General features: G+C 65.1%; 12 protein-coding genes. 6 read left to right on the top strand and 6 right to left on the bottom strand.

Going from position 1 to position 13,712, the window contains the following annotated elements:
• Nucleotides 1-193: 193 nt before the first annotated feature.
• Nucleotides 194-691 (bottom strand): septal ring lytic transglycosylase RlpA family protein, encoded by a 498-nt coding sequence (locus HYH08_RS36050; RefSeq protein WP_220014567.1) that lies wholly within the window; start codon nt 689-691, stop codon nt 194-196.
• Between the two features lie 637 nt (nt 692-1,328).
• On the opposite strand from HYH08_RS36050, the gene HYH08_RS36045 reads away from it, so the two are divergent.
• The 6 genes from HYH08_RS36045 (at nt 1,329) to HYH08_RS36020 (ending at nt 8,301) form a co-directional block, all read left to right on the top strand.
• Entirely contained in the window at nt 1,329-1,889 is a 561-nt protein-coding gene (locus HYH08_RS36045; RefSeq protein WP_220014566.1) for a F0F1 ATP synthase subunit delta, read from the top strand.
• Nucleotides 1,889-3,418: a F0F1 ATP synthase subunit alpha gene (gene atpA / locus HYH08_RS36040; protein ID WP_220014565.1), complete on the top strand. Its 1,530-nt coding sequence runs from the start codon at nt 1,889-1,891 to the stop codon at nt 3,416-3,418. The genes HYH08_RS36045 and atpA overlap by 1 nt, the downstream gene beginning before the upstream one ends.
• 150 nt (nt 3,419-3,568) lie before the next feature.
• The gene (locus HYH08_RS36035) at nt 3,569-4,441 is read left to right on the top strand and encodes a F0F1 ATP synthase subunit gamma (RefSeq protein WP_220014564.1); all 873 of its coding nucleotides are present in this window, start codon (nt 3,569-3,571) and stop codon (nt 4,439-4,441) included.
• Nucleotides 4,442-4,527: 86 nt separating this feature from the next.
• Nucleotides 4,528-5,961 carry a F0F1 ATP synthase subunit beta gene (gene atpD, locus HYH08_RS36030; protein WP_220014563.1) on the top strand — a complete coding sequence of 478 codons (1,434 nt, stop codon included), beginning with the start codon at nt 4,528-4,530 and terminating at the stop codon, nt 5,959-5,961.
• Nucleotides 5,962-6,075: 114 nt separating this feature from the next.
• Nucleotides 6,076-6,483: a F0F1 ATP synthase subunit epsilon gene (locus HYH08_RS36025; protein ID WP_220014562.1), complete on the top strand. Its 408-nt coding sequence runs from the start codon at nt 6,076-6,078 to the stop codon at nt 6,481-6,483.
• 156 nt (nt 6,484-6,639) lie between these two features.
• A complete protein-coding gene (locus tag HYH08_RS36020; RefSeq protein ID WP_220014561.1) occupies nt 6,640-8,301 on the top strand; it encodes an adenylate/guanylate cyclase domain-containing protein in 1,662 nt (553 codons plus the stop codon).
• Nucleotides 8,302-8,451: 150 nt separating this feature from the next.
• Here HYH08_RS36020 and HYH08_RS36015 read toward each other — a convergent pair whose 3' ends face one another.
• The 5 genes from HYH08_RS36015 to HYH08_RS35995 all read right to left on the bottom strand — a co-directional run bounded on the left by HYH08_RS36015 (nt 8,452) and on the right by HYH08_RS35995 (nt 13,692).
• Entirely contained in the window at nt 8,452-8,952 is a 501-nt protein-coding gene (locus tag HYH08_RS36015; protein ID WP_220014560.1) for an RNA pyrophosphohydrolase, read from the bottom strand.
• 64 nt (nt 8,953-9,016) lie between these two features.
• A complete protein-coding gene (locus HYH08_RS36010; protein WP_220014559.1) occupies nt 9,017-9,523 on the bottom strand; it encodes an RNA pyrophosphohydrolase in 507 nt (168 codons plus the stop codon).
• Nucleotides 9,524-9,597: 74 nt separating this feature from the next.
• Entirely contained in the window at nt 9,598-10,821 is a 1,224-nt protein-coding gene (locus HYH08_RS36005; protein WP_220014558.1) for a divergent polysaccharide deacetylase family protein, read from the bottom strand.
• A gap of 142 nt (nt 10,822-10,963) precedes the next feature.
• Complete coding sequence (locus tag HYH08_RS36000) at nt 10,964-12,325, bottom strand: S41 family peptidase (protein WP_220014557.1); 1,362 nt, start codon at nt 12,323-12,325, stop codon at nt 10,964-10,966.
• Complete coding sequence (locus HYH08_RS35995; RefSeq protein ID WP_220014556.1) at nt 12,322-13,692, bottom strand: murein hydrolase activator EnvC family protein; 1,371 nt, start codon at nt 13,690-13,692, stop codon at nt 12,322-12,324. Before HYH08_RS35995 ends, HYH08_RS36000 begins: the two co-directional genes overlap by 4 nt.
• Nucleotides 13,693-13,712: the final 20 nt, after the last annotated feature.

Here is a 13,712-nt window from a genome sequence, read left to right as displayed (position 1 = left end):
ACAAAGCTCTTGTGCCACGGGGGCCGTCCACATATGGGTCCCGGCTCTGCGCCGCAACGCTTATGCGTTGCAGCTTGTCCGGGACACGGATCGCTCTCGACGCAAAAAAGCCCGCGGTCCCCCAAGACCGCGGGCTTGTTTCACGCGCGCATCAAACTGATGAAATTGCGCGCGCGATGAGGCGGCAAGCGCGTTACGACACGACTTCCGCGGTGACGCGGCCGACGCCGGCGCCGGTCAGGCCGATGGCGCGGGCGGCCCCGGTGGAGAGGTCGAGGACGCGGCCGCGCACGAACGGGCCACGGTCGTTGATGGTGACGATGACGCTCGAGCCGCCATGGGTGACGCGCAGCTTGGTGCCGAACGGCAGCGAGCGATGCGCCGCGGTCATGGCGTTCTGGTTGAAGCGCGCGCCCGAGGCGGTGCGGCTGCCGGACTCGTTGCCGTAATAGGAGGCCATGCCGGAGAAGCTGCGGCCCGTGCCCGACGACGGCGTCATCGCGGCGTTGGCGTTGCGCCAATCCGGGGTCGCGTTGGTGTCAGCCTGGGCGTGGTGGCGGTGATGGTGCCGGTGGTGGCGGGATTTGGCGGAAGCTTCGGTGGCAGTTCCACCGACCAGGAGAGTTGCAGCGACGAAAGCGATCGCCGTACGCGGCCGGGTCACAGAGCCCAGCATCTTCAAAGACAGCATTTAGTGGTCCCTAAGCTAGTATTGCCACATATGTGGCAAGTGGAGCCCCCATCAGTTTGTGAGCGGGTTGGCGTTTCGATTCTCAATGAGGCGTGAATTGGGCAGTAAATCCGTTCTGTGTCGTCGTGTAATATCTTGTTACTGGCATCGATATTGCAGCCGATGTTCCGTAATCTTAGACTTTAACGATTCATTAACCTTCAAATTACTTGGGAATACTGTAGAGCGAAGTCATCGCGCGCGATGTTTAGAATTGGGTAAGTATTCGGGATAAGTCGGCAAAGCCGTCCCGGTCACGCCTCAGCGATCCGTGTTCATGGCCGCTATGCGCTGAGGGCAGGAACGAAGGAGCTGGATGGCGCCGTCCGGGTCGGGTCAATTCCGTGACGTGGCAGGTCCACGTGCGAGCTTTGGTGCGTGCGACGAACTGGCGAGAAACAGCCGAGCCTTTAAGTTGCCGTCATGTTGCACGTGCGCGCCTGCTATGTTAGCAAAGCCGCGATTTTAACGGACCCGGCACCTCCCGTGTCGGTCGAAAATCGAAGTCCCGCTTGAATTCCAAGGGCTTGGATCGCTAGGCGCCGCTTCGTGGCGACGGTTTTTCCCTTGCGAGTTTGACAGCAAAAAGAGCGCGTCTGTGGCTGCAGAAGATACGTCCGTTTCCGGTGTGTCCGGCCGTTATGCAACGGCCTTGTTCGAACTGGCCCGCGACCAGAAAGTGGTCGACGAGGTCAAGGCCGATCTCGAAAAATTCGAGGCCCTGCTGAACGAGAGCGCCGATTTGAAGCGCCTCGTCCGCAGCCCGGTGTTCGCGGCCGACGCCCAGTCCAAGGCCCTTTCGGCCGTACTGGACAAGGCGGGCATTGCCGGCATCACCGCCAATTTCCTCAAGGTGCTGACCGCCAACCGCCGTCTGTTCGCGGTGGCTGACGTCATCCGCGCCTATCGCGCCCTGGTCGCCAAGTTCAAGGGCGAGGCGGTTGCGGACGTGACGGTCGCGGAAGCGCTCTCGGACAAGAATCTCGACGCCCTCAAGGTTGCCCTGAAGTCGGTGACCGGCAAGGACGTCGCGCTCAACGTGAAGGTCGATCCCTCGATCATCGGTGGCCTCGTGGTCAAGCTTGGCAGCCGCATGATCGATAGCTCGCTTCGCACCAAACTCAATTCGATCAAGCACGCGATGAAAGAGGCAGGCTGATGGACATCCGCGCCGCGGAAATTTCCGCGATCCTCAAGGACCAGATCAAGAATTTCGGCCAGGAAGCTGAAGTCTCCGAAGTCGGACAGGTGCTGTCCGTCGGCGACGGTATCGCCCGCGTCTATGGTCTGGACAACGTCCAGGCCGGTGAAATGGTCGAGTTCGAGAACGGCACCCGCGGCATGGCGCTGAACCTCGAAACCGACAACGTCGGTGTCGTTATTTTCGGCGCCGACCGCGAGATCAAGGAAGGCCAGACCGTCAAGCGCACCCGCGCCATCGTGGACGCGCCGGTCGGCAAGGGCCTGCTCGGCCGCGTCGTCGACGCGCTCGGCAACCCGATCGACGGCAAGGGCCCGATCCAGGCCGAGAAGCGTATGCGCGTCGACGTCAAGGCGCCCGGCATCATTCCGCGCAAGTCGGTGAACGAGCCGATGGCGACCGGCCTCAAGGCGATCGACGCCCTGATCCCGATCGGCCGCGGCCAGCGCGAGCTGATCATCGGCGACCGTCAGACCGGCAAGACCGCGATCGCGCTCGACACCATCCTGAACCAGAAGCCGCTCAACGCGCAGCCCGACGAGAACATCAAGCTGTACTGCGTCTACGTCGCAGTCGGTCAAAAGCGTTCGACCGTCGCCCAGTTCGTGAAGGTGCTGGAAGAGCAGGGCGCGCTCGAATATTCGATCGTCGTCGCCGCCACCGCGTCGGACCCGGCGCCGATGCAGTACATCGCGCCGTTCACCGGCTGCACCATGGGCGAGTACTTCCGCGACAACGGCATGCACGCGGTCATCATCTATGACGACCTTTCCAAGCAGGCCGTCGCCTACCGCCAGATGTCGCTGCTGCTGCGCCGCCCGCCGGGCCGCGAAGCCTATCCCGGCGACGTGTTCTATCTGCACTCCCGCCTGCTCGAGCGCGCGGCGAAGCTGAACAAGGACCAGGGCTCGGGTTCGCTGACGGCGCTGCCGGTCATCGAAACCCAGGCCAACGACGTGTCGGCCTACATCCCGACCAACGTCATCTCGATCACCGACGGTCAGATCTTCCTGGAAACCGACCTGTTCTTCCAGGGCATCCGTCCCGCGGTGAACGTCGGTCTGTCGGTGTCGCGCGTCGGCTCGTCCGCGCAGACCAAGGCCACCAAGAAGGTCGCCGGCAAGATCAAGGGCGAACTCGCGCAGTACCGCGAAATGGCGGCGTTCGCGCAGTTCGGCTCCGACCTCGACGCCTCGACCCAGCGCCTGCTGAACCGCGGTTCGCGCCTCACCGAGCTGCTGAAGCAGCCGCAGTTCGCGCCGCTGAAGATGGAAGAGCAGGTCTGCGTGATCTGGGCCGGCACCAACGGCTATCTCGATCCGCTCCCGCTCAACAAGGTGCGCGCGTTCGAGGACGGTCTGCTGTCGCTGCTGCGCGGCAAGAACGTCGAGATCCTCAATTCGATCCGCGACACCCGCGACCTCACCGACGACACCGCGGCCAAGCTGAAGTCGGTGGTCGAAGGTTTCGCGAAGAGCTTCGCGTAACAACACGCTTTCATGGCCGGATGCTTCCGGCCGTGACCGCTTCGCGAGAGGCAAATCAATAAGAAGCGTGCCCGGCGCCCGGCCGGGCATTGCGATAGGGACAGGCTAGCGGTCCGACATTTCAAGTCGAACCGCCGGGGTGAACGAAGAATGGCGTCACTTAAAGACATGCGCGTGCGCATCGCCTCCACCAAGGCGACGCAAAAGATCACCAAGGCCATGCAGATGGTCGCGGCCTCCAAGCTGCGCCGCGCCCAGACCGCGGCGGAAGCCGCGCGTCCCTATGCCGACAAGATGAGCGCGGTGATCTCCAACATCGCCAGCGCAGCCGCCGGTTCGCCCGGCGCGCCGGTTCTCCTGGCCGGCACCGGCCGCGACCAGGTTCATTTGCTGCTGGTCTGCACCGGTGAGCGCGGCCTGTCAGGCGCCTTCAACTCCTCGATCGTGCGTCTCGCCCGCGAGCGCGCGCTGGCGTTGATGGCGCAGGGCAAGGACGTGAAATTCTTCTGCGTCGGCCGCAAGGGCTACGAGCAGCTCCGCCGCCAGTTCGACAAGCAGATCGTCGAGCATCTCGACCTGCGCAGCGTTCGTCAGCTCGGCTTCGTCAATGCCGAGGACATCGCCAAGAAGGTGCTGGCGCGTTTCGACAATGGCGAGTTCGATGTCTGCACGCTGTTCTACTCGCGCTTCAAGTCGGTGATCGCGCAGATCCCGACCGCCCAGCAGGTCATTCCGCTGGTGGTCGAGGAGGGCGGCGCCGCCAACACCACGTCTTACGAATACGAGCCTGAAGAGGACGAAATTCTCACCCGTCTTCTGCCGCGCAACCTCGCGGTCCAGATCTTCCGCGCGCTGCTCGAGAACAACGCCTCGTTCTACGGCGCGCAGATGAGCGCGATGGACAACGCGACGCGCAACGCCGGTGAGATGATCCGCAAGCAGACGCTGGTCTACAACCGCACGCGTCAGGCGCAGATCACCAAGGAACTGATCGAAATCATCTCGGGTGCCGAGGCCGTCTGATCAAGACGCTTCAGTCCCCGTCAAACTCAACGTCCCGGTCGACGAGCTGACCGTGGTTTAAAAATTCGGATCGAAGGAGACATTCAATGGCAGCCCAGGTCGGTCGCGTCACCCAGGTCATCGGCGCCGTCGTCGACGTGCAGTTCGAAGGCCACCTCCCGGCCATTCTCAACTCGCTCGAGACCAAGAACGGCGGCAACCGCCTGGTGCTCGAAGTCGCCCAGCATCTCGGCGAGTCCACCGTCCGCGCCATCGCGATGGACACCACCGAAGGTCTGGTCCGCGGCCAGGAAGTGACCGACACCGGCGCTCCGATCCGCGTTCCCGTCGGCGAAGGCACGCTCGGCCGCATCATCAACGTCATCGGCGAGCCGATCGACGAAGCCGGTCCCGTCAAGACCGAAGGCCTGCGCGCCATTCACCAGGAAGCGCCGACCTACACTGACCAGTCGACCGAAGCTGAAATTCTCGTCACCGGCATCAAGGTCGTCGATCTGCTGGCTCCGTACGCGAAGGGCGGCAAGATCGGCCTGTTCGGCGGCGCCGGCGTCGGCAAGACCGTGCTGATTCAGGAGCTGATCAACAACGTCGCCAAGGCGCACGGCGGTTACTCCGTGTTCGCCGGCGTCGGCGAGCGCACCCGCGAGGGCAACGACCTCTATCACGAGTTCATCGAGTCCAAGGTCAACGCCGATCCGAAGAACCCCGATCCGAGCGTGAAGTCGAAGTGCGCGCTGGTGTTCGGCCAGATGAACGAGCCGCCCGGCGCCCGCGCCCGCGTCGCGCTCACCGGCCTCACCATCGCGGAAGACTTCCGCGACAAGGGCCAGGACGTGCTGTTCTTCGTCGACAACATCTTCCGCTTCACCCAGGCCGGCTCGGAAGTGTCGGCGCTGCTCGGTCGTATTCCTTCGGCGGTGGGTTATCAGCCGACGCTCGCGACCGACATGGGCGCGCTGCAGGAGCGCATCACCACCACGCAGAAGGGCTCGATCACCTCGGTGCAGGCCATCTACGTTCCGGCCGACGACTTGACCGACCCGGCGCCGGCGACCTCGTTCGCGCATCTTGACGCGACCACCACGCTGTCGCGCTCGATCGCCGAGAAGGGCATCTATCCGGCGGTGGACCCGCTCGACTCGACCTCGCGCATGCTCTCCCCGCTAGTCGTCGGCGAGGAGCACTACGCGGTCGCCCGTCAGGTCCAGCAGGTGCTGCAGCGCTACAAGGCGCTCCAGGACATCATCGCCATTCTCGGCATGGACGAGCTTTCGGAAGAGGACAAGCTGACCGTGGCCCGCGCCCGCAAGGTCGAGCGCTTCATGTCGCAGCCGTTCCACGTCGCCGAAATCTTCACGGGTTCGCCGGGCAAGTTCGTCGACCTCGCCGACACCATCAAGGGCTTCAAGGGCCTGGTGGAAGGCAAGTACGACCACCTGCCGGAAGCTGCCTTCTACATGGTCGGCACCATCGAAGAAGCCGTCGAGAAGGGCAAGAAGCTCGCCGCTGAAGCGGCCTAAGTTTCAGATGTCGTCGCCGGACTTGATCCGGCGATCCATCGAGAAAGAACTTTCGTTGAGTGATGGACCCGCGGGTCAGGCCCGCGGGTGACAAGCGAAGCAAGCGGAAACACCATGGCCACCTTCCACTTCGATCTCGTCTCGCCGGAAAAGCTCGCCTTCTCGGGTGAAGTCGATCAGGTCGACATTCCCGGCGTCGAGGGCGACTTCGGCGTGCTGGCGGGTCATGCGCCGGTCGTGGCTGCGATCCGCCCGGGCATCCTCACCATCACCACCGCTGGCCGCCACGAGAAGGTCATCGTGCTCGGCGGCCTCGCCGAGGTCTCTGAAAAAGGCCTGACCGTGCTTGCCGACGTCGCGACCTCGCTGGCCGAGCTCGACCGCGCCCAGTTCGCCGAGACCATCTCGGAGATGGAAGAGGGCCTGAAGGAGCACGAAGGCAGCGAGCTCGATCACGCCATCGCGCGGCTCGACCACTACAAGAGCATCCAGCAGCAGCTCAACTCCACGGCTATGCACTAAGCCCCGGCGCAACCGCTCCGGGGCCAAGCTCCAGCTTCAAATTTCTGAACAAAATCAGCGCTCGTCACGGAAGTGGCGGGCGCTGAAACTTTGTTGCACCCTGCGAGCGATAGCGGCATTCTGCCGCCGCGGCAGAGGTTCCAGGGCAGGGCTCAGATGAAGCGCAAGATCGCGGCGATTTTCGCGGCCGATATTGCCGGCTATTCGAGGCTCGTTGCGGAGGATGAGGAGGAGACGCTGCGGCGTCTGGCCTCCTACCGCGAAGTCATCGACGATTTCATCGCCAAGGCGGCTGGGCGCATCTTCAACACGGCGGGCGATGCCGTGCTCGCGGAATTTCCGAGCGCGGTCGACGCTGTGCGCTGCGCGATCGATATCCAGGAATCGCTTCGAACCCGCAACATGGCCTATCCGCCGAGCCGGCAGATGTCGTTCCGGATCGGCATCACGATCGGTGACGTGGTCGAGCGTAACGGCGATCTCTTAGGGGACGGCGTCAACATCGCGGCGCGGCTGGAGGGTCTTGCCGAGGTCGGCGGCATCTGCGTCTCCCGCGCCGTGCACGAGCAGGTCGCCAACAAACTGTCGGTGCAGTTCGCCGATATCGGCGCGCAGGAGGTCAAGAACATCCCGACGCCGGTACACGCCTATATGGTGGCGATGCGGCGCGAGGACGGCAGCTACGCCAAGCCGCAGCTGAAGAAGGCGGCCTCCAAGGTGACGGCGGCACCGGTGTGGATGTGGCCGCTGGTGGTGGCGGTCGTCTCGGTCGTCGCCATCATCGTCACCGGCTTTCTCTACAACACCAAGCTCAAGCAGACGGTCACCGCCGCGGTCGCGCCGGCTGCGGCGCCCAGCCCAACGCCGACAGCAATGGCTGCTGCGCCAAGCACTGTTCCGAGTCCTGCGCCGATACAGCCGGCAAAGGCGCCGATGGCTCCGCCGAGTGCGAGCGCCGCGATGGCGGCGATTCCTGCATCGGCGCCGCCGCTATCGGGCAAGCTCGTCGCCGACAGCGTGCCCTTCATCAACGAGCGCGTCCGCAATTACCTCGCCGGCGACTATTCCGCCTCCGGCGATTACAAGGCCTTTGCGCTCAATGTCGGCGGCTTCACCGGTTCGGTCTTGAACCAGCCGACCGAGGAAGCCGCGCGCAATGGCGCGCTGGAGCAGTGCCAGAAACGCGCCGATGCCGCGCAATCGCCGCGGCGCTGCGAGCTCTATGCCGTCGGCAACAACGTCGTCTACCCCCATGGCAAGCCGCCGATGCCGCCACCGCCCTATTTTCGGCACGACGCCATGACCGAGCGCGCCTTCGTGTCGAAAGACTTTCCCATGGTGCGCGATCCGCAAAAGGTCCGGCTCGAGAACATGTTCGTGCCGGCAGCAAAATCCCGCGCAGTCGCGCTCGGCCCGGGCGGGCAATATTTCTGGGTGCTGGGCGCGCCGACGCCCGAGGATTCGGCGCGGCGCGCGCTGGAATCCTGCGGCGCCATCGCTGGCGTCGCCTGCATGATCGTCGCGGTCGACGACAATTTCGTGGTGCCGATCCCGACCCTGCTCAGGATCACCGGCTTCTTCCACGCCGCCAGCAATGCCTCGATCATCGCGGACCAGCGCGACGACGTCGTGCGCAAGCTGGGTGATGCCATGGGCTGGAACGCAGTGGCCGTCGGCACCGCCGGCCGCCCCGGCCTCGGCCTGAAAGCCGCCGACGAGCAGGCCGCCGTGAACTCCGCCCTCGCCGACTGCGCCAAGCGCGACAGCGACTGCCACGTCATCGCGATCGGCCCGTTCACGGTGGGCCCGATCAATTAGGGTGGTGCGATCGGCCTTGCCGCGCGCGGGGCGCTCCCTCTACCGCAAGCGGGAGAGGTCTGGCACCTGTGATGGATTGCGCGCCGGCGCGCAAAAATATCCCAATGATTCCAACCCCAATCCTACTGTGCATGGGGTTGTTTTCGAATTTCAGTCCGCGAATACCGCGAACTGCTTCGCCACGGCGAGATAAACCTCGCGCCGGAACGGCACTACGATGTCGGCGACGCGGTCGAGGCGCTCCCAGCGCCAGGCATCGAACTCCGCGGGCTGGCCGTTGCGCGGCGTCAGCGGATCGATCTCGTCATCCTTGCCGGTGAAGCGCAGCGCGAACCATTTTTGCCGCTGGCCGCGGAATTTTGCCAGGCGATGGGTCTGCGGTCCGTCATAGGGCGGGAATTCGTAGGTGAACCAGTCGGTCTCGCCGAGGAAGTTTGCGCTGACCACGCTGGTCTCCTCCCACAGCTCGCGCATCGCCGCGTCCCGCAGATTCTCGCCCTCGTCGACACCGCCCTGCGGCATCTGCCAGTCGAGCCCGGGCAGGATGATCTCGGGCCCGTCGCCCTTGAAGCGGTGGCCGATCAGCACGCGGCCATCGGCATTGAACAGGGCGATCCCCACATTGGGGCGGTAGGGCTTGTCGTTCGTCACGCGTCAGTCTCTCATCGTCGTTCCCGGCGATGCCTTAGCACCGAAGCCGGGACGACAATTTGATTTATTGATCCACGAGTGACGAAAATTCCTTCACCACGCGCTCGTAGACCGGGCGCTTGAACGGGATGATCAGCTCCGGGAGATTCTTCATCGGCTCCCAGCGCCAGCTGACGAACTCGGCCTTGTGGCCGCCGCCGCCGGGGTTCTCGACATTGATCTCGCTGTCCTTGCCGGTGAATCGGACCGCGAACCATTTCTGGCGCTGGCCGCGATAGCGGCCCTTCCAGGCACGCCCGGCAACGGTGCGCGGGATGTCGTAGATCAACCAGTCCGGGACCTCGCCGAGCCGCTCCACCGAGCGCACGCTGGTCTCCTCGTAGAGCTCGCGCTTGGCGGCGTCCCAGGTGTCCTCGCCGGGATCGACGCCGCCTTGCGGCATTTGCCAGACATGGCTGTCGTCGACATGCTCGATGCCGCCGGCGCGGCGGCCGATGAACACCAGGCCCTTGTTGTTGATCAGCATCACGCCGACGCAGGTCCGGTAGGGCAGATCCTCGTAACGCGCCATTCCGCCAGACCTCTTGCGTGCTCTCGGTCAGGCCTTGAGGCCCCGCCGGACCCCTGCCGTACCAATCCGTTGATTTAGCTGGATTTTGATTTCAGCATCGCGGTTGTCAATGGCACCAGGAGAATACCCCGGTCGCCCAATGTCTTGGTCCAGGCACTGATGCGCTCGATCGAGACCGGCAGGGCCGAGGCGGTGCCGACGGCGGCGCCGCGCTCGCGGGCCGCCGATTCCAGCTTGTTCAGGGCGCGGTCGATCTCGGTCGGGGTCGGCACCGCGTCGATCGCGATGTCGCCCTTGCCGAACGGCACGCCTGCGCTGTTCGCGGCCTGGGGCGCGATGCTGCGCGGCGAGGAGCCGTCGTCGAAGAAGCCGAGGCCGCGCTTGGCCGCCTCGCGGATGATCGGCGTCATCGCCGGCTCGGTCGCGATGAAGCGGGCGCCCATGAAATTGGTGAGACCGGCATAGCCCTGTATCCGGCTGAGGTGCCAGTACAGGCGGTCCGTGTTCTGGTCGGTGCTGAGCGAGGTCAGCAGCGTCTGCGGGCCCGGATCGTTGTCCGGGAAGTCATAGGGCTCCATCGGGATCTGCAGGAAGATCTCGTGGCGCTGGGCGCGGGCCCGCTCAGCGAGCTTGCCGGGGTCCGAACCATAGGGCGTGAATGCCAGCGTCACCGCCGGCGGCAGCTTCATGATGGCGTCTAGCGTCTTGGCGGCGCCGACGCCGAGCCCGCCGATCACGATCGCGACCACAGGCATTTTTGCGGCCTTGGCGCGGTCGGCATCGGCGGCATAGACGTTGAACGGCTTGAGGTCGCCTGCGACCACCGGGATCATGCCGTAGCGCGACTTCTCCAGCAGTTTTGGGTCGATCCCGGCCATCACGGGCGGCGGGGCGGATGCGGCTGCCGCTTCGCCCTTGTCCGCGGCCTCGCCGGCGCCGATCACCACGTCGCGGCGCGTGCCGGTGGAGCCGTCGATCATGGTGACGGTCTTCGGCTCGCCCGCCTGCTTGGGGGCTTCCTTGGCCTCGTGCTTGCCGTCCTGCTTGGCCTCCTGGCCATGATCGGAGGCTGCCGGTTTCTCATCGGTCGCCTTGGTATCGCGGATCGCGATCCGCGTCATCGGCTCGCCGCCGAGCGGATCGTTGTTGAAGATGGCAAAGCCGGCAAAGGCGACCAGGAACAGGCCGAGCAGGACGGCGAGCAACTGCATGGCCGTGAACGGCAGCCGCAGCCGGCGTTTGCGGCGCGGCTTGTCCTGTCCGAGCGGGGTGCTCAGATCATCGGCCGTTTCAGTCATGCGCGATCCCGAATCACTCCACCGACGATACCACGCCGGGGTCAAGCGGCGGCAGGCCGGGAGAGGCCGGGGACGACCAGGTTCCAAGCAAAAAGGGCGGCTCTAGGAGCCGCCCTTTCGGGAGATCGTTTGGTCCGTCGACCTAGTTCGCCGCTTTGGGCTTGTCGGTCGTCGCCGCCTTGTTGTCGTTGCCGGGCGTCGGCGCCGCGGAGGCGCTGTTCTTGATGCCGTGAAGCAGATCGTCGGCGAGCTTGAGCGCCTTGTCGTCCTTGGCATCCGGCGGCACGTAGGACTGCGAGCCGGTCTTCTCGTCGCCGTCGTTCTTCAGGTGCCCGCGCAGCGAAGCCTCGCCCTTGGTGTCGGTGCGCGACTTCAGTTCGTCCGGCACGTCCTGCAGCACTTCGATATCGGGCACGATGCCCTTGGCCTGGATCGACTTGCCCGACGGCGTGTAGTAGCGCGCCGTGGTCAAGCGCAGTGCGCCGTTGCCGGAGCCGAGCGGGATGATGGTCTGCACCGAGCCCTTGCCGAACGAGCGCGTGCCGACGATGGTCGCGCGCTTGTGGTCCTGCAGCGCGCCGGCGACGATTTCCGACGCCGAGGCCGAGCCGCCATTGACCAGCACGATGACCGGCTTGCCCTTGGTGAGGTCGCCGGCATGCGCGGTACGCCGCTGGGTCTCCTCGGCATTGCGGCCGCGGGTCGAGACGATCTCGCCCTTCTCCAGGAACGAGTCGGAGACGGTGACCGCTTCCTCGAGCAGGCCGCCCGGGTTGTTGCGCAGGTCGATGATGTAGCCCTTCAGCTTGTCGCCGATCTGATTCGAGAGGTTGGCGACCTCGCGCTTCAGGCCTTCGGTGGTCTGCTCGTTGAAGGTGGTGATGCGAATATAGGCGATGTCGTCGGCCTCGACGCGCGCGCGCACCGAGCGGACGCGGATGTTGTCGCGCACCAGCGTGACGTCGAGCGGATTGTCCTGGCCCTTGCGGATGATCTTGAGCTTGATCTTGGTGTTGACGGGGCCGCGCATCTTCTCGACCGCCTGGTTCAGGGTCAGGCCCTGCACCGCCTCGTCGTCGAGATTGGTGATGATGTCGTTGGCCATGATGCCGGCGCGCGAGGCCGGCGTGTCGTCGATCGGCGAGACCACCTTGATCAGGCCGTCTTCCATGGTGACCTCGATGCCGAGACCGCCGAACTCGCCGCGGGTCTGCACCTGCATGTCGCGGAAGCTCTTGGCGTCCATGTAGCTCGAATGCGGATCGAGGCCGGTGAGCATGCCGCTGATGGCGGATTCGATCAGCTTGGTGTCGTCGGGCTTCTCGACATAGTCGGAGCGCACGCGCTCGAAGACGTCGCCGAACAGGTTGAGCTGGCGATAGGTGTCAGCGGTCGCGGCGCGCGCGCTGGAGCCCATGAAGACCGCGCGCGGCTGGGTCACGAACAGCGTCAGCGCCGCACCGGTGGCCGCGCTGAGGAGGATAACTGAAGTCTTGCGCATCATCCGCGAACCTTCTCGCCTTCATTTGCGGCCCACCATGGGCCTGGATCGATTGGAGTGCCGTCTTTGCGGAACTCGACATACAGCACAGGTTGACTCGCGTTCGTGGCGAGAATGGAGGCGACTTGAGAGGTCGACCCCATGGTCGCGACCGGCTCCCCCGTGAGCACAAACTGACCGATGTTGACCGAAATGCGCTCCATCCCGGCGATCAGGACATGATACCCGCCACCGGCGTTGAGGATCAAGAGTTGTCCATAGCTGCGGAAGGGGCCTGAATAGACCACCCAGCCGTCACACGGCGTCGTGACCTGGGCGCCGGGTCGGCTTGCCAGCGAAATCCCCTTCTGGACCCCGCCGACCCCGTCGGAACCGCCAAAGTCCCTGATCTTGTTACCGTTAACCGGAAGCGGCAGGAGCCCCTTGGCCGATGCGAAGGCGATCGCCGGGGTGGTCCGGGAGCGGTCCTTGAAAATGGCGGGGCCGGGCTTGGCGCTGGCAGCCGCGTTTGCCGCTGCCGCCTTGGCTTCCTTGGCCTCGGCCTGCCGGGCGGCCTCAGCCGCCTTCTCGGCGGCCTTGGCCGCGCTCTGCAGGTCCTGCTCCATCTTGGCGATCAGCCCCTGGAGGTCGCCGACCTGCCGCGATAGCGCGATGGCGCGCACGTTCTCGGCGTCGAGGTCCTTTTCGCGCGAGGCCTGCTGGCGCTGCCGCTCCTCGACCAGAGCGGTGAGGCGGGTCTGGTCGCTGCGGACCTTGTCGCGGTCGGCGGCGAGCTGGTCGCGCTCGGCGGCGATGTTCTTGCGCAGGGCAACGAGCTCGCCGAGCTCGCCCGCGATCTTTTCGGCGCGACCGCGCAATTCCGGCACCACCGCGCCGAGCAGCATCGCGGTACGCAGCGATTGCAGCGCGTCCTCGGGGCGCACCAGCAGCGCGGGCGGCGTGCGCCTTCCGGCGCGCTGCAGCGCCGCCAGCACCTCGACGATGTCGGCGCGGCGCGAATCGAGCGAGGAGCGCATCTGCTGCTCGCGTCCGTTCAGCGTCTTCAGCCGCGCTTCGGCCTCGTCGATCTTGGTCTCGACGGCGCGCACATTGGCGGCGGTGTCGATCAATTGCTGATTAAGCTGGGTGCGGTCCTGACCGAGCGCGGAGATCTCGGCCTTGAGCTTGGCTTGCGCTTCCTCCGCGCTCTTCTTGCTCGCGCGCGCGGCCTCGAGCTCCTGCTCGCGCTGCTTGATGGCATCGGGCGAGACGGAAGCGGTCTGCGGTGCTGGCGCTGCCGTTTGAGCTTGCGCGAGGCTTACGCAACCTTGCGCGAGGCTTGCGCCTGAGACGCTTGCGATCAGCAGCAGGTTGAGGACAGGCGCTCGCATCGCTTGAGGCAAAGGTGCTC

The organism is Bradyrhizobium sp. BR 10289 (assembly GCF_019455385.1).
GTDB lineage: Bacteria > Pseudomonadota > Alphaproteobacteria > Rhizobiales > Xanthobacteraceae > Bradyrhizobium.
The sequence above is the reverse complement of the archived record's forward strand: the minus strand, read 5'-3'. Positions and strand labels throughout refer to the sequence as shown.